The organism is Pseudomonas sp. TNT3, assembly GCF_010095445.2.
Lineage (GTDB): Bacteria > Pseudomonadota > Gammaproteobacteria > Pseudomonadales > Pseudomonadaceae > Aquipseudomonas.
Window position 1 is genome coordinate 187,897 of sequence record NZ_WFGV02000001.1, and the last position, 19,719, is coordinate 207,615.

General features: G+C 52.4%; 20 protein-coding genes and 4 pseudogenes. 9 read left to right on the forward strand and 15 right to left on the reverse strand.

Annotation, left to right across the window (positions count from 1 at the left end; all coding sequences use genetic code 11):
- Window positions 1-198 precede the first annotated feature (198 nt).
- A complete protein-coding gene (locus tag GBC55_RS00955) occupies window positions 199-447 on the forward strand; it encodes a DUF6555 family protein (protein ID WP_162435987.1) in 249 nt (82 codons plus the stop codon).
- A 77-nt stretch (window positions 448-524) separates the two neighbouring features.
- Here GBC55_RS00955 and GBC55_RS00960 read toward each other — a convergent pair whose 3' ends face one another.
- Both GBC55_RS00960 and GBC55_RS00965 read right to left on the reverse strand, forming a co-directional pair.
- Window positions 525-2,036, reverse strand: coding sequence for a PAS domain-containing sensor histidine kinase (locus GBC55_RS00960; protein ID WP_162435986.1), 1,512 nt, complete (start codon window positions 2,034-2,036; stop codon window positions 525-527).
- Window positions 2,026-2,847, reverse strand: coding sequence for an alpha/beta hydrolase (locus tag GBC55_RS00965; RefSeq protein WP_162435985.1), 822 nt, complete (start codon window positions 2,845-2,847; stop codon window positions 2,026-2,028). Before GBC55_RS00965 ends, GBC55_RS00960 begins: the two co-directional genes overlap by 11 nt.
- A 355-nt stretch (window positions 2,848-3,202) precedes the next feature.
- On the opposite strand from GBC55_RS00965, the gene GBC55_RS00970 reads away from it, so the two are divergent.
- From GBC55_RS00970 to GBC55_RS00980, 3 genes are all read left to right on the forward strand, one after another.
- Window positions 3,203-3,427, forward strand: coding sequence for a hypothetical protein (locus GBC55_RS00970; protein ID WP_162435984.1), 225 nt, complete (start codon window positions 3,203-3,205; stop codon window positions 3,425-3,427).
- 84 nt (window positions 3,428-3,511) lie between these two features.
- Window positions 3,512-4,009: a short chain dehydrogenase gene (locus tag GBC55_RS00975; RefSeq protein WP_162435983.1), complete on the forward strand. Its 498-nt coding sequence runs from the start codon at window positions 3,512-3,514 to the stop codon at window positions 4,007-4,009.
- Between the two features lie 54 nt (window positions 4,010-4,063).
- Window positions 4,064-4,384 carry a hypothetical protein gene (locus GBC55_RS00980; RefSeq protein ID WP_054052538.1) on the forward strand — a complete coding sequence of 107 codons (321 nt, stop codon included), beginning with the start codon at window positions 4,064-4,066 and terminating at the stop codon, window positions 4,382-4,384.
- 187 nt (window positions 4,385-4,571) lie between these two features.
- Here the strand turns inward: GBC55_RS00980 and GBC55_RS00985 are convergent, their stop codons facing one another.
- The 3 genes from GBC55_RS00985 to GBC55_RS00995 are packed head-to-tail and all read right to left on the reverse strand — an operon-like array spanning window position 4,572 to window position 7,245.
- Window positions 4,572-4,937 (reverse strand): response regulator, encoded by a 366-nt coding sequence (locus GBC55_RS00985; RefSeq protein WP_162435982.1) that lies wholly within the window; start codon window positions 4,935-4,937, stop codon window positions 4,572-4,574.
- A gap of 2 nt (window positions 4,938-4,939) precedes the next feature.
- Window positions 4,940-6,454 (reverse strand): ATPase domain-containing protein, encoded by a 1,515-nt coding sequence (locus GBC55_RS00990; RefSeq protein WP_162435981.1) that lies wholly within the window; start codon window positions 6,452-6,454, stop codon window positions 4,940-4,942.
- Window positions 6,451-7,245, reverse strand: a complete 795-nt coding sequence (locus GBC55_RS00995) for a HAMP domain-containing sensor histidine kinase (protein ID WP_156339484.1) — start codon at window positions 7,243-7,245, stop codon at window positions 6,451-6,453. Before GBC55_RS00995 ends, GBC55_RS00990 begins: the two co-directional genes overlap by 4 nt.
- Before the next feature lie 604 nt (window positions 7,246-7,849).
- Here GBC55_RS00995 and GBC55_RS01000 point away from each other — a divergent pair.
- Window positions 7,850-10,156 (forward strand): FdhF/YdeP family oxidoreductase, encoded by a 2,307-nt coding sequence (locus GBC55_RS01000; RefSeq protein ID WP_162435980.1) that lies wholly within the window; start codon window positions 7,850-7,852, stop codon window positions 10,154-10,156.
- Window positions 10,157-10,455: 299 nt separating this feature from the next.
- On the opposite strand, the gene GBC55_RS01005 is transcribed toward GBC55_RS01000, so the two are convergent.
- Entirely contained in the window at window positions 10,456-11,640 is a 1,185-nt protein-coding gene (locus tag GBC55_RS01005; protein ID WP_162435979.1) for a DUF2252 domain-containing protein, read from the reverse strand.
- Window positions 11,641-11,869: 229 nt separating this feature from the next.
- On the opposite strand from GBC55_RS01005, the gene GBC55_RS01010 reads away from it, so the two are divergent.
- Window positions 11,870-12,544, forward strand: coding sequence for an HAD family hydrolase (locus GBC55_RS01010; protein ID WP_162435978.1), 675 nt, complete (start codon window positions 11,870-11,872; stop codon window positions 12,542-12,544).
- 216 nt (window positions 12,545-12,760) lie between these two features.
- Here the strand turns inward: GBC55_RS01010 and GBC55_RS01015 are convergent, their stop codons facing one another.
- The 3 genes and pseudogenes from GBC55_RS01015 to GBC55_RS01025 all read right to left on the reverse strand — a co-directional run bounded on the left by GBC55_RS01015 (window position 12,761) and on the right by GBC55_RS01025 (window position 14,854).
- Window positions 12,761-14,026 (reverse strand): APC family permease, encoded by a 1,266-nt coding sequence (locus tag GBC55_RS01015; protein ID WP_162436138.1) that lies wholly within the window; start codon window positions 14,024-14,026, stop codon window positions 12,761-12,763.
- Between the two features lie 282 nt (window positions 14,027-14,308).
- Window positions 14,309-14,526: pseudogene (locus GBC55_RS29770) on the reverse strand (transcriptional regulator); the annotation flags it as partial.
- Between the two features lie 37 nt (window positions 14,527-14,563).
- Window positions 14,564-14,854, reverse strand: coding sequence for a hypothetical protein (locus tag GBC55_RS01025; RefSeq protein WP_247266842.1), 291 nt, complete (start codon window positions 14,852-14,854; stop codon window positions 14,564-14,566).
- Window positions 14,855-15,072: 218 nt separating this feature from the next.
- Here GBC55_RS01025 and GBC55_RS01030 point away from each other — a divergent pair.
- Window positions 15,073-15,354 (forward strand): annotated as a pseudogene (locus GBC55_RS01030) (cation:dicarboxylase symporter family transporter); the annotation flags it as partial.
- 100 nt (window positions 15,355-15,454) lie between these two features.
- Here GBC55_RS01030 and GBC55_RS01035 read toward each other — a convergent pair.
- Together GBC55_RS01035 and GBC55_RS01040 are read right to left on the reverse strand one after the other, a co-directional pair.
- Window positions 15,455-15,820 (reverse strand): histone-like nucleoid-structuring protein, MvaT/MvaU family, encoded by a 366-nt coding sequence (locus tag GBC55_RS01035; RefSeq protein ID WP_162435977.1) that lies wholly within the window; start codon window positions 15,818-15,820, stop codon window positions 15,455-15,457.
- Between the two features lie 170 nt (window positions 15,821-15,990).
- The gene (locus tag GBC55_RS01040) at window positions 15,991-16,248 is read right to left on the reverse strand and encodes a hypothetical protein (RefSeq protein ID WP_162435976.1); all 258 of its coding nucleotides are present in this window, start codon (window positions 16,246-16,248) and stop codon (window positions 15,991-15,993) included.
- Between the two features lie 449 nt (window positions 16,249-16,697).
- Here GBC55_RS01040 and GBC55_RS01045 point away from each other — a divergent pair, with 449 nt between their 5' ends.
- The gene (locus tag GBC55_RS01045) at window positions 16,698-16,847 is read left to right on the forward strand and encodes a hypothetical protein (RefSeq protein ID WP_162435975.1); all 150 of its coding nucleotides are present in this window, start codon (window positions 16,698-16,700) and stop codon (window positions 16,845-16,847) included.
- A gap of 136 nt (window positions 16,848-16,983) precedes the next feature.
- Here GBC55_RS01045 and GBC55_RS01050 read toward each other — a convergent pair.
- Both GBC55_RS01050 and GBC55_RS01055 read right to left on the reverse strand, forming a co-directional pair.
- Window positions 16,984-17,201: pseudogene (locus GBC55_RS01050) on the reverse strand (DNA polymerase V subunit UmuC); the annotation flags it as partial.
- 164 nt (window positions 17,202-17,365) lie between these two features.
- Window positions 17,366-17,698 (reverse strand): annotated as a pseudogene (locus GBC55_RS01055) (DUF4113 domain-containing protein); the annotation flags it as partial.
- A gap of 311 nt (window positions 17,699-18,009) precedes the next feature.
- Here GBC55_RS01055 and GBC55_RS01060 point away from each other — a divergent pair.
- Window positions 18,010-18,171, forward strand: coding sequence for a type II toxin-antitoxin system CcdA family antitoxin (locus GBC55_RS01060; protein ID WP_162435973.1), 162 nt, complete (start codon window positions 18,010-18,012; stop codon window positions 18,169-18,171).
- A 101-nt stretch (window positions 18,172-18,272) separates the two neighbouring features.
- On the opposite strand, the gene GBC55_RS01065 is transcribed toward GBC55_RS01060, so the two are convergent.
- Both GBC55_RS01065 and GBC55_RS01070 read right to left on the reverse strand, forming a co-directional pair.
- Entirely contained in the window at window positions 18,273-19,001 is a 729-nt protein-coding gene (locus tag GBC55_RS01065) for a metallophosphoesterase family protein (protein ID WP_162435972.1), read from the reverse strand.
- Between the two features lie 102 nt (window positions 19,002-19,103).
- Window positions 19,104-19,319 carry a hypothetical protein gene (locus GBC55_RS01070; RefSeq protein ID WP_247266843.1) on the reverse strand — a complete coding sequence of 72 codons (216 nt, stop codon included), beginning with the start codon at window positions 19,317-19,319 and terminating at the stop codon, window positions 19,104-19,106.
- Window positions 19,320-19,719 lie beyond the last annotated feature (400 nt).

The following is a 19,719-nucleotide window of genomic DNA, read 5'->3' on the forward strand; positions in this document are numbered from 1 at the left end:
ACTACAAACGCATTCATGAAAAAAGTGGGCATCGCTCTGCCCCTTCTATTTCTCAGCTGTTCGGGGCGTACTCCAAAAAACGAGGCGATTTCGGACGCGGAAAACCCAGCGAAAAAAACGCCTTCAAAAGAAGACTGAAAAGCGTTGGAATTTTTTCTGCGATCACCACTCTTTGCCTATGAGCGTAAGGAGGAACTCATGAGCCAAACGGATATTTTCGTCATCGAGTACAAACTTCACGGGCAGCCAAAGTCATTCGTCATTCGCGCCAAGACAATGCGCAATACAGACGCATGGCATTGGGCATGCTGCGATGCAGGCCTAGCCCCAATTCCTAAACCTGGTAAACCTCCGTTGAAGGTCGTGTCAAAACCTCAGGCAGAGCGGTACGGAGTAAGAGAAGTGAAATGGCGCGAAACGGTTGCTCTTGATTGGACAGAGGCTTGAACATAGCCCAGACGGCGCCACTAGCCGTTGACTGTGACCGCTGAGATTTGACCACGGAGTTCTGTGAGTTCCTGCCTTCAGATCGGAAAAATAGCCTTGAATATTGTCCCTGCATCAATGGTAGAGGTAACGGAAACCGTGCCACCGTGTGCCTTCACGATTTCGCTTACGATGAAAAGACCCAGACCTACGCTGCGGGTATCTTGAGGGAGATTGACGCCGCGAGTCATCGGACTGAAGACGGTGGCAAGGAAGTCTGGAGGAATCGGTGTACCCCAGTTGTGCACCATCAACTCAAAGCCCAGTTCCGTAATGGAGGATGTAACCGTCACGGGACGATTTTCCGCACCGTAAGTGACTGCGTTAGAAATTAAGTTGCCTGCCAATTGCGCAAGCCTATCGCCGTCCGCAATACATAAACCATTGCCATGTGTTGAATGGACAAGCTCTCGTTTGGGATAAACGATTCTGAGTTGCTCCACGGTTCCTGCAATGAGCAGATGCAGATCGGTGGTCGCTTTCGTAATTCCGATACCACGCCCTATACGCGCCTGCGTGAAGTCCAACAAATCGTTGATGAGCCTGCGCGCTCGTAGCGCCGCGTCCTGAGCGTGACGAACAAATTTTTTCTGGTTCGGCGTTAAGTCCTGGCGATCAAGCATTTCCGTGGACATTGATATCACCGAGAGAGGATTACGCAGGTCGTGACTTACGATCCCAATCATTTGCTCGGAAAAAAGGGCGCGGTCTTCAGCCGCAGCTTGCTCACGTTTTACGTCGGTAATGTCATGAAGGATGCCTACAAACTGAACAAGCTTATTATCAGGATCAAATGCGGCGCGACCAGTCGACAGCACGGTACGCTGAACGCCGTCAATCCCGTTCAATCGGTAGATGCAGCGATATTCCTGAGCTACCGACTCAAGCGCCGCCGAAAAGAGTTCGGTTTCCCGCTGCTGGTCTTGGGGCTCAATGAAGCTTGAGTAAGCGGCTGCGGAAATAAACTGGCTCGATGAGTAACCAAGCAGACACGCGACGCTCTCATCGTAACGGCGCTCGCGTGTCACAGGGTCGACATCCCAGACATGCATCTGGGCAGACTCTAACGCAATCCGCAGCCTGGCATCGGCTACAGAAAGATCTCGCTGGAGAGCTAAGTGTGCTTCGAGTGAATCCTCCGCCTGCCGCTTGGAAATCAATACTTCTTGCTCGAATCGGTGTCTCTCGATTACCACAAATGCCGAAACCTCATCGAAAGTGCCACCCGAGTGTTCTCTCCTTCTCACGTTGAGAATCATCGGCACTTTTTTTCCGTCAGACGTTGCAAACTCGAGCTTTACCTCGAAAATGGAACCCTGCATTTCCAATAAAGGTATCCAATGAGTTTGATGAAAAATTCGTCCTCCGATCGTAAGTAATTCTTGCAGTTTACGATGGCCAATTAGCTGGGCTTTCGGGTATCCCAGCCATTCGCAAAAAGTGGTGTTCGCCCTTAGGATTAGGCCAGCCTTGCTCGTGATAATCAGGGCACAGGGAGCGTGCTCATAAAGTGAGTCAGCACCAGGAAGCGAGTCGGCATCAGCCTGCATCAGCGATTCGACTCTGAACGCTTTCAATAAAGCTTTGGATCGCATCGATGCAGAGACCAGGTGCGCTGAGGTGCGGACAGTGGCCCATGTTTTCAATCACCTCAAGTCGATTATCGGGAATCACCTTATGAAGGTAGTGACCAACCTCTACAGGCGCGATGATGTCCTCGGACGACTGAATAATCAGCGCCGGCGCCTGCAACCTAGCGACATCACTACGATTGTCCGAAAGGAAGGTCACCCTCGCGAATCGCTTTGCAATGTCCGGATCTGTCTGACAGAAACTGTTAGTCAACTCGACGCCAAGGTGTGGTTGTCCAGGCGCGCCCATGATGGCGGGAGCCATGGAGCTCGACCAGCCAAGGTAATTGCTTTCAAGAGTCTCCAAGAGAGAGTCGATGTCTTCCCGGCTGAATCCGCCAAAGTAATCCCCATCGTTGATGTAGGAGGGAGAAGGCCCAACCATCACATGCGCTCCGATAAGGCCCGGACGCGTATTGGCAGCGATTACTCCAGCCATAGCACTGACTGAATGCCCCACAAATATGACCGGCCCGCTGGCAAACTCATTGATGATTTCGACGATGTCCTGTGCGTATCCTTTCAAGGTTGAATATCTTGCAACCTCATAAGCCGAAAGGTCAGACTTACCACACCCTACAACGTCGAAAAGAATCGTTTGATAGCTTTCTGAAAAAGCAGGCTCAACCAGTCTCCACATATTTTGATCGCAACCAAAACCGTGCGCAAAAACCAAAGTGGCAGGGCCCGAACCTCGAACGCGAACGTTGTTGCGAATTTGTACAGACATGTTTGACCCTGCGTCGATGGGGATTGGATTCGTTGAAGCGGGTTTTGGCAGTCTACGTCGTGTGCCTCAACTGCAGCTGAGAGGGGGCTGCATAGCTCGCTCGCTACCTTGTGAAAGATATTATAGGTACGGGGCGGCCAACGAAGCATGAATATGCGTCAGACAAACAAGACGCCAATGAATTCATTCGAGCGGATGGTTAGCAGTGAGCCACCAGTATAACGCCTTGTGAGCTTGGGCTTATGTCCATGACTATGCCTGCTCATTGCACCAAGAGCTCACTGAAAGACGACGGTTCAGCTAGGCTTTCCTCATCGAAAGCTCAAGCCTCATCGAAAGCTCAAGGAAGATCCCCATGCCAGATAGCTCTGAAGCGAACATAGCAGCAGCAGACGCTCTCACACTGCTACTTCACAACCAACATGCAATCTGCGCGGCCATTGAAGAGGTAACCAACTGGCTCTCTGAAAGCGGAGCGGAACACATCGCCGCCAATGCAATCGCATCGATGGAAACGCTCGACAAGATTGCTCAAGGCATCACAGATGCCATCATGCGCCTACGTCAATCCTACGCTTAAACGTCAGCCTTTCAGTCATCTCGATGGAACGTTGCGCCAGACCCCATCCTCTATCGCAACACCAGCGAATCTGAGGACTTCATCATGATTGACCCAGCAACCGGTATGAAGGCAGGCGAGCGCTACATCGTAGAAAGTCTCGGACGCACACGACATTTCCCAGGCTTCTTCCTCGACGGGAAATATTACCTCTGCCCCGAATTGATGACGGCCATAGGTTGGCTGGAAGGACAGCAGTTTTATTACGATGAGCTTGATCCCACGGGTGAGCCAGTATTTCCCGATCGACTTGCCGGCACTGTCGAAGACCTCACCCTGATTCTCGCGGACGGTGCGCGTTTGCCGTTAAACGAAATGCAGTACGAAGCAGAGATCGATCTCTCTGACATTCCGATTAGTCTTACTCCACCGGCATCAGGAGAACGACATGCTCCGACAAGCGATCAACACGGAGCTGAGGGCATCCGGATGTCAGGTAAACATCCCTACCCAATACTCCTGGCGGCGGGCGCTGCGCTGATACTGGGAATACTGTTTGGGGTCAAACAAGCTAAACGCCTTCCTACCCGAAAGCTGAGGTAGTCGTCCTTCGTGAATTCTCTGGAGAAGCGCCCTTTGAAAGGTCGTAGAGAAGTAATGCATCCAGTGACCCCAGACGGTCGTTACTTCGTTGTCCAAGGACAGCTGTGGCGATGTTCCAATCCTGCCCTGAAAGACGATGAGCGGCAGAGTCTTGTAAACGAGCTTATGGCAGCTCGACGTGACGTTAAGAAAGCAAAGGCTTCGGGAGACGCCTCGCAGGTTAAGTTGGCTCGGGAAAACGTACTAAAAGCCAAGGTAGCCCTCGGGGAACGGGGCCCTGTTTGGTGGAACGATGGGAGGCAAGACTTCAATATGCACCAGGTCACCAATTCACCCTATGCTGAGTGGTTCAGCTCGCTTCTTGAATCTGATTAATTTCCGGTTCAAGGTCGATATCTAATTAACACAGTCGGCTAACAAAAAAGGCCCTCAAGGGCCTTTTTTGCACTCAATGCTGGAAGACCAACTCTTTCAACACAATCGCCTTCCACGCGTCCCCACCGCAAGAGCGGATTGCAAGAAGATATCGATTGCAATCGAAGTCATATGATACGCACTGCGCTCAATTTTTTTTTGCAAGCAACTTTTCCACTAAATCTATGACTTCCAAGATTTTGAAAGGCTTGCGCAGGAATGAAGCGTAGCCAGAGCATCTTTCCGCCACAGTAGGCTCGGGCAAGGAACTCATCAGAATTATGGGAATTTTCTTTAGCTCTGGATGGTTGGACAGGGAGGCAATTAGCGCAGCCCCATCCATAACCGGCATCATAAAATCGGTGATCACCAGATCTGGACGCGTTTCACCCGCTTTTTCTAATGCTTGCCGTCCGTTAGCCGCAAGGATCGAACGATGGCCCTCATCCTCAAGTACGTCCTCAAGGAGGCTGGCAATACCAAACTCATCATCGACGATCAGGACGATAGCCATAATTAGTCCTTGCCTTTCGGTTGCAGCGCAGCCGAACTTGCAACTGTGATCCGCTCCGCTGTTGGGTCGACTTGTGACAGGATGGTTTCGGCAGTTTCGTATGTATCGTTGATGACCAGCCCGGAATTAGTGATGGTGTATTCGTGTAGGGACGGATTGAAATTGCTGTTTCTCACTTTCAAAATTGAGAGCAGCCGGTACAGACTGGATCGTACTTCGACGAAACGTAACAGCACCATATTCTCAGCGATGCTAGAGATATCATTGACAGGTATTCGAATAGCCGGGCCCAAGATGTCAGGCACTTCCAAAGAATAAACAGTCGTTACGCCTAGCACTCGCAGCTCATTAGCCAGCGCGGTGAAAAAATGATCCATTCTCGCTGGCTCAACTGCTGCCTTGGTAAAGCCTCCAAGCCCGTCTATGAACAGTCGACGGACTCCGCGTCGTCGGATGGCCGCCAGCAATCTTTCACCGTAGGCGTCAAGCAGGTCGTCGGTGGGAGGCTGCCACATGATTTCCACGGTGCCTGCGTCGATCATATTGGCTAAAGTTGTGCTCATCACCTCGACTTTGGCCCGAGTGCGCTCGGGGGTTTCATAAAACCCGAACATTAGGCCAGGCTCATCTTCTGATGACTCAGATAGGAAGTGCAGACCAATTGTTGTCTTTCCGGCTCCCGATGGCCCCATGACCATGGTCGTTGACGCAGCAGGAAGGCCTCCATCAAGCATTTCATCCAGCCTGGCGAGTCCGGTTGACGCTCTTTTGGTTATAAGTGCTTCCTTCTGAGAGGGGCGGCCAAGCAATGCCTCTATTCGGGGGTGCACGACAAAACCTGCATCCGTAATCTTGTATGCGTGACGTCCGCGCAGAAACGCGCCGCCACGAAATTTGGTCACTTGCAGGTCGCTCTCTGAGCGCCAACCGTAATTTTGATCTCTCAGCCTTATTAACCCATCCACCATTGTTTGCTCGGGTGATACCTCGCCCATACCAGCATTGTTCGTCATGATCATGGTGCAATCGGTTGCGAGCGCGATTTCCTGCAAGCTGTGAATAAACTCTTTGAATGCCTGATCAGATTCCGCAGTGGTTTGCGCCGAGACTATTCCGTCAATCACCAGCAACGAACATCTGCGGCGTAATATTTCACGGCGCAGGAGAGTGGTGAGCCCTTTGGTGCCATCCTCCCGCAGCGCGTTGAAGGCGCTGAGATAGGTCAATCCATCGGGAATGCGACTTTGATCGAAGAAGGAGAGTCCGCGCAGATTACTCATCATCCGAGCATGGTTCTCGGCGAGTAGGGTAACGAACAGTGCTCGACTACCTTCCACCTTGGAAATATGGTGGAAGCAGATCTGATTCGTAAGGATCGTCTTACCTGCTCCGGGGTCGCCTTGGACGATGTAAATCCCTCCCTGCATAAGACCACCATTTAAGATGGTATCGAGTCCCGAAACGCCCGTTGGCAATCTCTTAATTTCCGACTCTTTTGATAAGACAGGGGTGTTCATTTTGTGTCCTTCGCTAGTTGCAGAGGCATCGTAATAGTAAAAGCCGAACCCATGCCTGGTTCAGAGTACACCGTGATTGCGCCACCCATCGCCTCTGTCAGTTGACGCACAATCCACAACCCGACGCCAAAACCTGTCACCTGCTCCCCTGGTCGCACCGCTCTTTCAAAACGCTCGAAAATACGGCTCTGATCGGCAGGTGCAATACCTGGCCCGTTATCGCGGACGCAGATAACAGCAGTGTCGTTTTTAAAGTCTGCGGTCGCAGTGATCAAAATCGGAGTTCCACCTCCGTACTTGACGGCGTTGGAGATCAGGTTGTCGATGATCTGTTCCAGTGACAGGCGGTCACCAAGAATGGTCAATCCTTCCGGTTGGAGCTGAAGATCCAGAGTCGAACCCGCATGCTCAGCAAGAGGACGAACGCTTTCGGCTATCTCCCGGATGAGTGGGCAAACATTGACTAGGACTGGATCGAACTTGAGGTGTCCGGTAGTGACTCGCGCTATGTCGAGCAGCGTGGTCGCTCGCTGGATATATCGCGAAATAAGCCATTCAATGTGCCCAAGGCTTTTCTCAATCTTATCTGCTGAGCAGTCAGGTTTGCCAACCATGTGGCGCAGAAGGCTCACCCTTCCAAAGATAGGTGTCATCGGATTTCGAAGTTCGTGAGCAGCAATTGCAAGAAAAGCATCGCGAGACGAGATTGCCTCCCGCAGCCTGGCGTTTTCTTCCAGCAACTCCGCATTGCGGGTGCGAAGCTCATCAGGGCTTGGGCAATTGGGTGGCACGGAATTTTATTCCATTGTTCGATCATACCTGGCTCGGCTGCCGAGTGTCAGATAGTCACGTGTGTGGTACACGATATCACATTATCACCATAGCCGATCCTACTACCGGTATCGCGATCACGCCGCCCTTTTCTACAAAACCCGAGCTGCTGCATAGCTTTGTAGGTTGCTCAGCCACTGGTTAAATTCATTTTGCTGTCAGTTATTGAAGGGTGGGCATTGCAGGTTGTACATGCCGTTGGCGTCATAAGCTGGCCACCACAATGGCGATATGGGGTTTCAGCTACCGTCACTGACTCCGAAGGTCATAAAATGGTGGGCATTGCCAGCGGTCGGGCTCGTTGCTACTCGGCGGCCCGGATGGTCATGAACATGAAGTCAGTCAAGCGACGTGCTGCTACTGTCTCCCGGCACTGGCCACTGCGTTTTAGAATCAAGCTGACACTTTCTGGCTGTCGTTGCTTTTCAACATTGAGCTCACCGCGTGCCATCCAATACTCTCGCGCCAAATTGATTGATACCCCTCAAATCCACTCGAACCATTCCTTGCAGCCATTCGTCCTATCTATACCAATATCCCCCGATAAGCTTTCCGGAGCCGCCAATGCTCATTCATCCAAAAGCCCATTTCAAACCATATAGACATGCAAGTGGTGGCTGGGGATCCGCGAACTCCGTGATGAAAATACTTTGGCGTGAGCAAGCTTTTTCCAAGGCTCCCAAAGCCCTTCTAAAGCAGAACAAGCCGGATGGTTTCGCCTGCGTCAGTTGTGCTTGGGCGAAGCCAGGACACCCACACGCATTGGAGTTTTGCGAGAACGGTGCCAAGGCAACTGCCTGGGAGCTGACATCGAAAAAAACCGACCCTGCTTTTTTTGCCAACCACACCCTGAGTGAGCTTCGGCAATGGCAGGATTATGATCTGGAGCAACAAGGTCGGCTTACCCACCCAATGCGATACGACTCGACGAGTGATCGGTATCGGGAAACTACGTGGGAAGAAGCGTACCGCGATATTGGTGCGAAGCTAAAAACTATGGAGCCCGACAGTGTGGTGTTTTATGCCTCGGGCCGTGCCTCCCTGGAAACCTCGTTCATGTACCAGTTATTCGCCAGGGCTTATGGCACCAACAACCTGCCCGACAGCTCGAATATGTGCCACGAAAGCACGTCTGTGGGTTTGCAAGAAAGCATCGGTGTGCCGGTCGGTACAGTCACGCTGGATGATTTCAACCACACCGACTGCCTATTTTTCTTTGGCCAGAACGTCGGCAGCAACGCTCCGAGGATGCTTCATCAGTTGCAGGACGTGCGCAAACGTAACGTCCCCATTATCACCTTCAACCCGTTACGTGAACGAGGGCTAGAGCGCTTCGTTAACCCGCAGTCACCCACAGAGATGCTGACGCCAGAATCTACTGTCATCAGCACCCAGTATCACCAGGTCGCCATCGGTGGTGACACCGCAGCTATGATCGGCATTGCAAAGGCATTGCTAGAACTTGACGATGACGCGCAACGAGATGGCGGCAATTCAATTCTCGATAACGACTTCATTGCCAGGCACACCGAAGGTTTCGAGGCTTTTGCGACATCAGTTCGCACTCATCATTGGCAGCATATCGAACGTAAATCTGGTTTGACTCGCGGCGCACTTGAAGCGGCGGCCACCACTTATGCACGTAGCAAACGGGTGATGATGATTTACGGAATGGGCTTGACCCAGCATCGGCATGGCGTGGAGAACGTGCAAATGGTGGTAAATCTATTGCTGATGCGCGGAAACATTGGGAAGCCCGGTGCCGGTGTTTGCCCGGTAAGGGGCCACTCTAACGTCCAAGGGCAGCGCACCGTAGGTGTTACCGAAGACCCGAAGAAAGTGCCCACCGAGTTGATCGAGCAGCATTTCGGTTTCAAGGTGCCGCGGCAATTGGGACTGTGCACTGTCGACGCCTGTGAAGGCATTCTGGCCGGTCAAGTACGAGGCTTCATTGGCTTGGGTGGCAATTTTCTGCGAGCTATTCCCGACACGGCACGAATGGAACCCGCTTGGCAGACGTTGGAACTGAACGTGCAGATCGCAACCAAACTTAATCGCACTCACTTAATTCCAGCAAACAACACCTGGCTTTTGCCGTGCCTGGGACGCATTGAGATAGACCGGAAAAATGGGACGGAGCAAACCTATACCACCGAGGACAGCACCGGCTGCATCCACGGCTGGCGTGGCAGTGCCGAGCCGGTTGGCCCAAACCTAAGAGCAGAAACCAGTATCGTCGCTGGGCTGGCGCTGGCCACTCTTCCCCCTGGTCATTCAATCGATTGGCAGGCGTGGGGCGATGACTACTCAAGGATCAGGACGGCCATCGGTATTATTTACCCGGAAATCTTCCATGACATGGAGTCTCGTATGGCGGAACCAGGTGGATTTCATCGACCCATCGCTGCCGCAAGGCGGGTGTGGTCGACCAAAAGTGGTAAGGCTCAGTTCATCACCCCAGCCACGCTCAACGAAGATGACGACATAACGCCCGACGTCACGCCGCGCGATGTCCTGCAACTGATGACGTTACGCATCAACGACCAGTTCAACACCACCATTTACGGATACGAGGATCGCTTTCGCGGTATCAGCGGTACGCGTGAGGTGGTTTTCATGCACCTCAACGATATCGTTCGGCTGGGATTTGAAGTCGGGGAACGGGTGTTGATCACTACGGCTGTTGAACCTGAAGTGAAGCGTCAAGTAGGGCCATTCGAAATCGTTGCCTATGACATTCCAGAAGGTTGTGCCGCTGCTTACTATCCAGAATGTAATTCGCTCGTACCTCTCTGGCACCATGCCGAGCGCAGCAAGGTGCCTGCGGCTAAATCCGTGCCGGTGCGGATGAGTTCAGTACGACTGTATTGAGGAATTTGCGGTATCTCTCACAGAAATTTCGAGATCCATTTCCACGACATTTTTAGTGACGACCAAGGGACGAAAGCGAGATGAACAGTAATGATCTTGTTTACGACTTCGAAAAAAGAGGTAGCGGCGTAGACGTAGTGGGGGCAACGCGCGGCGAACCGTTACCCGGGCGCAAAAAAGTCGAAAGATCAGCGCTGTGAAGGTCTGTTATTAAGGGCGAGCCCCTAGCCAGGTTCTGCCACATCGATTTGACGCGGCACGTGCGATTTTGCAAAGACTTACCGCGCCCGACACTTCAATTAATGTTCAAGCGCATAACGACGACAATGCTCCAAGTAACCTTTCTCATGACTTCCGACCAACTGAACAACGCTCGACCAAAGCCAAGAAGGTGCATCGAGTGTCTTTGATCGGCAAGCTTGCAGGTCGCCAATCCAAGAAGATCGGGTAATCTTGTCCATCTGCCTTGCGTGAGCAATTCCAACCACTCTCGCCAGGTAACCGGCAGCAAGCATTGCATCTCGTTGGCTCAACTGATCCAGTTCCAGCTTCATGTCTTGAGGGAGCAGCTCGCGAATGAAAAATCCATGATCTAGCACACGTGTCGCCAGCATCCGATTTCCCAAGCCGGGCGAAAGAAAACGAGCGCCCTCGACGACTCGCTTACCATTATCTCTTGGCATCCCAGCTCTGGCCGCCCGAGGAGCTGCTGCACTGATTGCCTCTTTTATATCTAGCAAGCAAAACTCTTGATCGTTTTCATCACCCACACCTAACAGCACTGCGTACCGCTTTAAGCCCAGCGAGCTGCAACCTTTTACCCAATATGCAGAGTCGAGCATTTCGACAGGGTCATCTTTCGACCGCCCTTTGAGTGAGGTAACCAGGGTATGGATTTCAGAGGTGGCGCAAATTGCTTTTAGAGCATCACGCTCAGCTCGGGAAAGAGACCAAAAATGCTTACCCAAGGGAATGGTGGGACGAGTGTCCTCAATGCGCTCTTTTGCTAAGTGCTTCCACGTCCTTTGCACCGCGTTACGCATACCAGCTTTAACCTGAGCAGGTCTAGGTGGCTCTGTGTCTACGTCGTCTACGAACGCTTGCTCATACCCATGCATCATTTCTTCAAGCATTCGAGCAGTCGCGACGCCAGGCAGATCAGACCCACGGGCTGCCGTTGCTAATGACAAAGCTAGCCTGACCAGGTCGTGTGCAGGATTGCCAATAACGGTCTGATCTAGATCGCGAATATGGATATCAATCCGGCCCTTCAAATCACCAGTCGGCCCAAGGTTTCCAGCGTGACAATCCCCACAAATCCAAACGGGCGGCCCACTAGGGAGACGCCTCCCCGACTGACTATGTAGCCATTCATAAAACTGAATAGTGCTCCCTCGCACATAGGCGTGAGCAGATCGAGCCATCTTCAAATTTCTAAGCTGGGCAAGTGGTTCAAGTCGTGCGGACGGACGCGGGGTTTTCATGAGGAATTCTTAGAGGGCTGAAACCTGTTGACTCCCGCGCAGCGTCAAATGTTTCAAAATATTACATCGCGTCAAAATGATTTATTCGGCTATCCCAGTCGCGGTTGTGCGCATCGGGCACGCATAAGTGCGCTGTAAATATCCTGAACTGTTACGAACTCAGGGCTTCTATCGATAGACCACGTTGGTCAGCGAACGCTAGTACTTTTACTCTAGGGAGGTGCCACGCATGCGCCAGCAAACCTCATTCATATTTGATCTAGATGGCACGTTGACTGATAGCGTTTACCAGAATGTTTTCGCGTGGAAAACCGCGCTCGATTCAGAAGACATACCGTTGGCCATGTGGCGAATTCACAGAAAAATCGGTATGAGCGGTGGACTGATGCTTAAGATGTTAGCCCGTGAGACCGGCTTGGAAATCAAACCCGACCAGGCTAAAAGACTCAGCGATAAACATGATAAAGCCTACCAGGATCTGCAAGGCCAGATAACCGCTCTCCCTGGCGCTGTAGAGCTTCTCGATACTCTAAACCGCGATCAGCTCAAGTGGTGTATTGCGACCAGCGGTGGCATGGACACGGCGGCGATAAATCTGAAGGTATTGGGCTTGGATATCGCGGAGGTCAATCTCATCACCCGTGATGACGTGAAATATGGCAAGCCCGATCCAGACCTTTTCCTCGCCGCTGCAAGCAAACTCAATGTACCCATCGAAGATTGCCTGGTGATCGGCGACGCCATCTGGGACATGCTTGCCGCACGCCGCTTTAAGGCCACCGGTATAGGGCTGCTTTCTGGTGGTTACGACACAGGAGAGCTTGAACGTGCTGGTGCACTTCGAGTCTACGAGGATCCTCTGGCACTGCTGCAGCACCTAGACGAGGTTGCTTCCCGTCCGTGAGCAAACTGTAGGCACACGGATAAGTTGGTGTGCTCCCCCGCTCGCGGCGACGTTCACGCATGCATCCATGCCGGACGATTGATCGGGGGGTGTTCCAGTGTCCTCAGAATCAAAGATCCGAGGCATTGGACGCACCCGATACAACTGCGCCCACCCCGCACTCCTATGACTTCGACAAGTTTTACGCTGCGATAGAAAGGCGAAGCGCTTACAAGATCAGCCAGGCTCTACTGGCGCCGGCAGTGCCACTCTTGAACAGACAAAAAGCAGCATGCCCATCAGGATCAAGCCCCCTCCTCGCATCCATGTTTCCAGACTTTGCTGACTGAGCAGTACCAGGCACGAGACGATAGCAAGTACTGGAACCCACGTCGGCACCCGAAAGTGATTTTCCGCAACCTGGTCACGGCGCAGGAATAACACAGACAAATTAGTGCTGAGAAATACAAACAGCAGGAGCAGAACGACGGTTTCGGCCAATGTAGCTAGCGTTCCCGTCAGCGTGAGTGCGATTGCTACAAGGGTGGTAGCGATGACCGCGATCCAAGGGGTGCGTCGCCGAGGCAGCACCTTGCTCAAGGCGGTCGGCAAAAGTCCTAGACAGGCCATGCCATAAGTAAGGCGACTCGCCATTATCATGGTTAACAGCGCGCCGTTGGCTACCGCGATCAGTGCAATGAAGGCGAAGAGGCGAGGCGGAATGTTCAAACCTGACTCCCGAACCACCTCAAGAAGAGGAGCAGAGGTTGCAACCAGTTTTTCCATGGGCAGTACGGAAGATGCCGCGACGCTTACAGCCATGTAGACGACTCCGGCGGTTAGCAATGCGGCAAATAATGCGCGCGGATAAACTTTTCGTACGTCTCGAATTTCTTCCGAGAGATTGGCGGATGTTTCGAATCCTACAAAGGAATAGAAGGCGATCAATGCCGCACCTAAAACGGCTAACACCGGGCTGACCCCGGACTTGAAGTCAAGGCTGCGACCCAAATCTGCGTCGCCTGTACGGAAATACCAAGCGGCGGCAACAACGACCAAAAGAAGACCTGACAGCTCAATGACCGTCATCACTAGGTTGGCTCCTAAGGACTCTTTAATTCCCCTCGCATTTAGAAGCGCGATAATGAGTAGGAACAGTAGGGCTGCAATGTGAGGCGGTACATGGATGAACGCCGCTAGGTAGTCACCCGCAAACGCCAGCGACAAGCCCGCCGCGCTCGTGACAGCTGCGGATAGCATGCAAAAGCCAACGAGAAAAGAAATGAGCGGAGACCGGAACGCCTTCTCAGCGAAAACCGAAGCGGCGCCCGCGTGAGGATATTTTGTCACCAACTCTGCGTAGGAACCTGCAGTGAGCATCGCGAAGAACAAAGCGATGAGCAGGGGCACCCATATTGCGCCTCCTACCTCCCCCGCGATTGTCCCGGCGAGCGCGTAAACGCCCGCCCCGAGAACATCGCCGAGAATAAATAGAAAAAGCATCGGGCCGGTAACGGCACGGCGCAGGGAGGTCTTGGGCGTCAAGGTCTTCACTTTCAACTTCCTGGCTTGAGGTTGCAACAGCCGATTCCTGGCTAGTAGCTAGGAGGCTTTAATCTCAAGCAATGGAAATTCGCGTATGACGAAAGTTCACATATTTTGCAAAAGTAACGGGAAGAGCACGCCGACTCTATAAGCTGAATAAAGCTTCAGATTCGTCTTTTAACTCAATAAAAATCGATAACAAAAAAGGCCTTACGGGCCTTTTTCGTACTCAAACCGAAATCACTTGGTCAGCCAGGACTCAGCCGAGTCTGAGCCGTATTCGCCCTTCCACTCTTTCAGAGTCCGGTGATTGCCACCTTTGGTTTCGACGATTTCGCCGGTGTGCGGTTTTTTATAGGCCGCCACCTGGCATGGCTTACGGTGGCGGCTTTCATCTCAACAGTTGAAGCACGACGGCGGCCAATTTCTAGATCAGGCAGTTTGATCACATACTTGATATGGCGACTACACCACTACCCCGCTGCAATCAAAGGTCTACGCAACATGCCTTTCAGAAGGCTTGAGTCCAATCGCGAGTCGCCTTGCACACCCAACACCCCATGCTAAAGCTCGAGTCATTGATTCACCTGGCCTGGAGTCAAGCGCCTCTTCATGCAAAGCCATGCCGCTCGCTGCATACACTCCAATGAACATCTGCGTGTTTCCAGTGGGCGACAGCCTCACTTGGACATCAATGAAGGTTCCGTCGTCTAACGTTTCGTCGTGTGTTCGGTGGTGAAGCGTCGGATCAGCCCACTGCCAGAACACATCCCCACGAATTCGCATGCCCTGCCCTCCTACGACTTTAGTCTTATATGCCGGAAAACTTACCATAGCGCAGAGATGGGCGGAGGCCACGAGTTGCTTCAAATTTGAATGCTAATTCGGACGATTGGCCGCGATTCCTATACACGGCTAGAATCCTGCACAGGTTCGTAGAAAGTCTTTTAGCTTTGATTGAGGATATGAGGTTTTTTGCCGGTTTCAGCACCGCCCGCACTAGCGCCGTCATGCTGGTGACGTTCAAAGGCGCAGCAGCGGTGTCCAGCGGCAGCTTCGTCGCGTTCGCCGCCACGGTGACAGCGATCGGAGTATTGCCAGTGGAAGGCTTGGCACTGCTGTTCGGGGTATACCGATTCATGTCCATGGCCATCGCCACCTGCAACACCATTTGCAATAGCGTGGCAACGGTAGTGGTATCAACATGGTCAGGGGAATTTACGGAACAAACTGCAAAGGCCGAATACAGCCGAGTATTTGGGCGTAATCCGGAGGCGGCGCTTTAACGGATCTAAAGTGGTAATTGGAAATGCCAACCCCTCAGACTGACTAAAAATCGATAACAAAAAAGGCCCTAATGGGCCTTTTCTTGTACTCAAACCAAACTCACTTGGTCAGCCAGGACTCAACCGTCGCGGAGCCGTGCTCAGCTTTCCACTCTTTAAGAGTCTTGTGGTTGCCGCCTTTGGTTTCGACGACTTCACCGGTGTTGGGGTTTTTGTAGATCTTCACCTGGCGTGGCTTACGGCTGCCGGATTTTGCATCGGCTGCAGGAGCTCTACGACCAGCTTGCGGGTCGAGCAAATTGATTACGTTTTGAAGGCTGTAACCGTACTCTGCCAGCAAAGCGCGCAGCTTGGTCTCGAATTCAATTTCTTTCTTCAGGCCATCATCACCTTTCAGCGCTTCGAGGGCTTGGAGCTGTTCAGCCAGGTGTTTTTCGAGCTGGCGGAATTCTGCGAGTTTGGACATGGAAACCCCGGATTAGTAACGTTCAGCACTTTATAAAAAATGCGCTCAATTGAATAGTAACTCGTAAAACAGGGAGGCCGCGAAAGCTGAGTGCAACACCTCACTCTCCGTTAAGGTGCCGCCATGTCCTATACTGAACTCAGCATTGAGGAGAGCGCGACGACTCAAGTCTAGGCTTCTTGGTTTAGAAGCTCGGACGGAGCATCAAATCGAAGGCCCTGATCGTCGGCTGCCTCCATTATGATATAGCCCAACTTGGTCATGGTTTGTTCATAGAGCTGCAGTACCTGCTCCAGCCGCTCCAGTTCCGCAATGTTACGGCCATCAATCGGCTTGAACTGCATTTCCTCGTGGCGCAGCGCCTCCACCTGCTGCCCCAACGCCAAAGCGCTGCGCAATTGCTCAGTTATCTTCAGGGTCTCACTCATTGAGGGGGAGTTCCTTATTTGTGGGCTTGGATTGTTTACACATCAACATTACCGAAACGTCACTTGCGCACTAGGCTCAGTCGCAATTCCGCGTACTTCCTCCAAACCGTCGATACGGCTGGATTGCACGGGTGACACATGGCACGAAATGAGCCCAGAAACCTCGGTCAAACCTCCTGAGGCCAGTAGCTTCTGTCTACGCCCCTCCAGAATTGCTGAGATTTTCGCAGTGGCGCGCCCAAAGCCTATCAGCGCTAGATCGCCTGAAATAGCTTCTTCCACTGTCATTGAGAAGCCTAGCGTCAAAGTTTCCGTTATTGCCAAGTCGAGCTCTTCCGTAGGGTTTTGCCCTATTTATCTACGGTTATCCCTGAGGGCATGGCTGCGCTATGAACTAAACTTCATAACCCTGACTCTCACCGTTTCCACTACAGGAGACACCCAACACCATGAGCACCAAAGCGTTCTTGGCAATGCTCGTAATCACTGCCCTCATCTGGCTAGTGACGGTGTGGACTGTCACCGGCTGGTATACATCCGACGCGGTGGACTCATCACCATCAGAGGCCAGCAGCACGCTGGAGCAGGAAGCATCGTGAGCGCGAATGAACTGATGTGTTTCATGGTGGGACGACTGGGGATGTGCTGGATGCTTCTGATTTGGCAAGCGAGCACCGTGTTTGCCGGGTGAACTAGCGTTTCTTGTAGCCGTGTACTTGGTGAGCCTTAGAGTGCGTACGGCAATTCCACCACACCACTCGTGTACTTCGCTTCCTCGGGATCGAACATGCCCGTGTGAAATGCTCACCTGAATCTTCTTGCACAGCGACTGCTACGCCAGGGGCTTCTCCGTAGCTCGCATCATGTAAGTTGCGATAGCTTCTTTGATCGGAGCTATCGATCGGACGTTTGCCGAACATCTGACTGCAGCAAATCTCCTGCTTCAGCGGATCTGAGGATCCAGGTAGATTACAACCACTCACTGAGTAGACGCGGGATCGACGTGGGAACCATCAGTCCGTGGCACGGCACTTCGTAGGTAGCATCTCCACGCCTTACAGATGATGACTTCGTAACAGGCAACAACATCTTCCACCCCCTTCTGATCCAGAGACGATCACCTGCAATACACAGTCCACAACTGATCGACGCGCGTTGTAAAACTCTGACTCATCATCTCGCGCCGCATGCCCCAATCAGGATTGGTTGGCACACTCGCCAAGCGCAGTGTTCCCCTACCCCACCGTTCATTGATCGAATCCAACACGTCCATCACTTTCTCTGTCGCCTCCGGCTGGGTGACCGAAAAGAGATCTTCGGTGTACTCACCTTTCTGGCATAGATTGACTAGGAGTACCTCGGCTTTGCTGTATTTGAAGCCAGGTCGGAAGACCATATTTACCGCGTCCACCGCAGCTTTTGTCATCAACCGAACGTCATCTGTTGGATATCTGGACTCCCCCTGCTGCCAACGAGCCGAGAATGGTGACGCTTATGATGCATGCCTTGATCGAGACTGCATATGCATACAGTTAACGTCGAAGCGCGCTTGCGGCCAATCTCAAGCGAGAAAAATTGCGACCGAAGGATTCCACGGGAGCAGAATCCGCAGGAAGGTCAGGAGTCATGATGGTTGAACCCTGAGCACTTTCCGCTGTGCCGTAGACACTGCTGCAAGTCGGTTCTTCGCGTAAGCGGCTAGGTGTTTTTCAGGACGCCTTTGTCTACTCTTATGAACGCGAGTGAACGGGAGACAACGCCATGCAGACTCAGGACAAAATTTATTTGGAGCAGGAGCAGGCCGAGGCACTGAGGAGGGTACAGTGCGAGCAATGGCTGGCAGAGAATAGCGAAGCCGTAAATGCCTACAACGAAGAAGTGGAGGCCCACGGCGTGTTCAGCGACAACATACGGAGCTTTTGATGGCTCGGTTCCCACGAGTAGGCATAACGAGGTTGCGACAGCAGGCAAGCAGGGAAATCGAATGCAAGTTACTTCTTCGCGTAAGCGGCTATCTCAAGCTTTCAAAACTCGATAATCAGATCAGGAACAAAACCGGTATTCTCCCCTGGATAGCCGCGCGGATTTGAAACCAAACGGCAGCCATTTTTGTTGAAGTTTGCCGCTACATGCGTGTGCCCGTAGATCCAAAAAACAGCGCCCTCCAACAAATCCGACCAGTCATTCGCATAGGCAGCCGCCAGGTGGCCGGCATGCTCTTCAGAGAGATAGTCTGCCACCGGCGCGTCATGGGTGATCACCAGCGTTTTGCCGTCGAAGGGTTTACCTAATTCCTGAGCTAGCCAGTTGTAGGCCGTCCTTGATTTGGCAATCAGATCAGTAGGCCGCAAGCGTCGGTAGCTCACGTCAGCTCTTATCATACGAAAATCGTTCATCCATTCAGCAGCCATGCGGGTAGCGGCCTGGACATCTCCAGTCGATGTGTAATCAGTCCAACCCGTAGTAACTAGAAAACGGGTTTCATCCAGAATCAGCACCTCATTTTCCAGTACATGCACATGCGGTAAAGCTGCATCCTTCATCTTCCGCAGTGTGTGATCGATGTAACCGTCGTAATACTCATGATTCCCGCACACGTAGATCACCGGACACTGGAATGTCTCGTTGGCCCATTTCACACCTCTCGACTTCAGATCGATGTCACCGGCGAGAATGACAACATCAGCATCGCTTGGGGCGGGATCGAATCGAGCGAATTCGCTGTGGAGATCTGAATAGATTTGAAACCTCACCGGAATACTCCCTAAAAAACGCTGAACGCACTCCTCCGCCCTCACAATGCAAGATCGAACGCGAGGTAATCGCCTTTCACTTGAGCGCCTCGCCGTATGCTCTCAATTGTGAGTAGGCTCGGTAGCTCCCCAGTCTGGTGGGTTCTCGACGATATCGATCGACATCCTCAATTCAAGTTGCATGTGTGCAAAAACCTTATCGAGACTCGGATGTGCGCCCGAGTCGCGCAACATAGTCACTAGCTGCAGTAGCTCTCGACCTCGCGCAACAGGCATCTGAACATCGCGGTACACCGTGTCGTCATCGTTGAAGGCCATCACCGATTACCTGTAATGGGTTGCGATGTTGATGCCAAGATTTTGTAGGGTAATGCAAGGAGCTAATGGGTGATGAGCGATGGACAGTCGGTTTCACTCGCCCTAGACCGAAGGAAGGTTTGGAAACTTGGACGCCCATGGCACTTTTTAAAGGACGCGATGACATACCGAGAATTCATTGTGGTTAGTACCCAGAAGCGCCCCTCTTTTCGCACCAAACGGATTGTTGAGGTACGCATGAGATGGCCATCCGAAAACTGTCCTTCCAGGTCGCGTCTGCTGTGTTCAAACAAAACTCCGTACGCCAACCCGGCCGAAAAGAACACGTCGCTCAAGTAAGCTGTGATCGGTGCTTCGTAGACCTGTTTTTGCGCTCGAATAACCCGTAGTAAGTGAAAAT

Excerpts from the sequence above, each read along its gene's own strand:
- GBC55_RS00955 (WP_162435987.1), top strand. The coding sequence starts at position 199 with ATGAGCCAAACGGATATTTTCGTCATCGAGTACAAACTTCACGGGCAG.
- GBC55_RS00960 (WP_162435986.1), bottom strand. The coding sequence starts at position 2,036 with ATGCAGGCTGATGCCGACTCGCTTCCTGGTGCTGACTCACTTTATGAG.
- GBC55_RS00965 (WP_162435985.1), bottom strand. The coding sequence starts at position 2,847 with ATGTCTGTACAAATTCGCAACAACGTTCGCGTTCGAGGTTCGGGCCCT.
- GBC55_RS00970 (WP_162435984.1), top strand. The coding sequence starts at position 3,203 with ATGCCAGATAGCTCTGAAGCGAACATAGCAGCAGCAGACGCTCTCACA.
- GBC55_RS00975 (WP_162435983.1), top strand. The coding sequence starts at position 3,512 with ATGATTGACCCAGCAACCGGTATGAAGGCAGGCGAGCGCTACATCGTA.
- GBC55_RS00980 (WP_054052538.1), top strand. The coding sequence starts at position 4,064 with ATGCATCCAGTGACCCCAGACGGTCGTTACTTCGTTGTCCAAGGACAG.
- GBC55_RS00985 (WP_162435982.1), bottom strand. The coding sequence starts at position 4,937 with ATGGCTATCGTCCTGATCGTCGATGATGAGTTTGGTATTGCCAGCCTC.
- GBC55_RS00990 (WP_162435981.1), bottom strand. The coding sequence starts at position 6,454 with ATGAACACCCCTGTCTTATCAAAAGAGTCGGAAATTAAGAGATTGCCA.
- GBC55_RS01000 (WP_162435980.1), top strand. The coding sequence starts at position 7,850 with ATGCTCATTCATCCAAAAGCCCATTTCAAACCATATAGACATGCAAGT.
- GBC55_RS01005 (WP_162435979.1), bottom strand. The coding sequence starts at position 11,640 with ATGAAAACCCCGCGTCCGTCCGCACGACTTGAACCACTTGCCCAGCTT.
- GBC55_RS01010 (WP_162435978.1), top strand. The coding sequence starts at position 11,870 with ATGCGCCAGCAAACCTCATTCATATTTGATCTAGATGGCACGTTGACT.
- GBC55_RS01015 (WP_162436138.1), bottom strand. The coding sequence starts at position 14,026 with ATGCTTTTTCTATTTATTCTCGGCGATGTTCTCGGGGCGGGCGTTTAC.
- GBC55_RS01025 (WP_247266842.1), bottom strand. The coding sequence starts at position 14,854 with ATGCGAATTCGTGGGGATGTGTTCTGGCAGTGGGCTGATCCGACGCTT.
- GBC55_RS01035 (WP_162435977.1), bottom strand. The coding sequence starts at position 15,820 with ATGTCCAAACTCGCAGAATTCCGCCAGCTCGAAAAACACCTGGCTGAA.
- GBC55_RS01040 (WP_162435976.1), bottom strand. The coding sequence starts at position 16,248 with ATGAGTGAGACCCTGAAGATAACTGAGCAATTGCGCAGCGCTTTGGCG.
- GBC55_RS01045 (WP_162435975.1), top strand. The coding sequence starts at position 16,698 with ATGAGCACCAAAGCGTTCTTGGCAATGCTCGTAATCACTGCCCTCATC.
- GBC55_RS01060 (WP_162435973.1), top strand. The coding sequence starts at position 18,010 with ATGCAGACTCAGGACAAAATTTATTTGGAGCAGGAGCAGGCCGAGGCA.
- GBC55_RS01070 (WP_247266843.1), bottom strand. The coding sequence starts at position 19,319 with ATGGCCTTCAACGATGACGACACGGTGTACCGCGATGTTCAGATGCCT.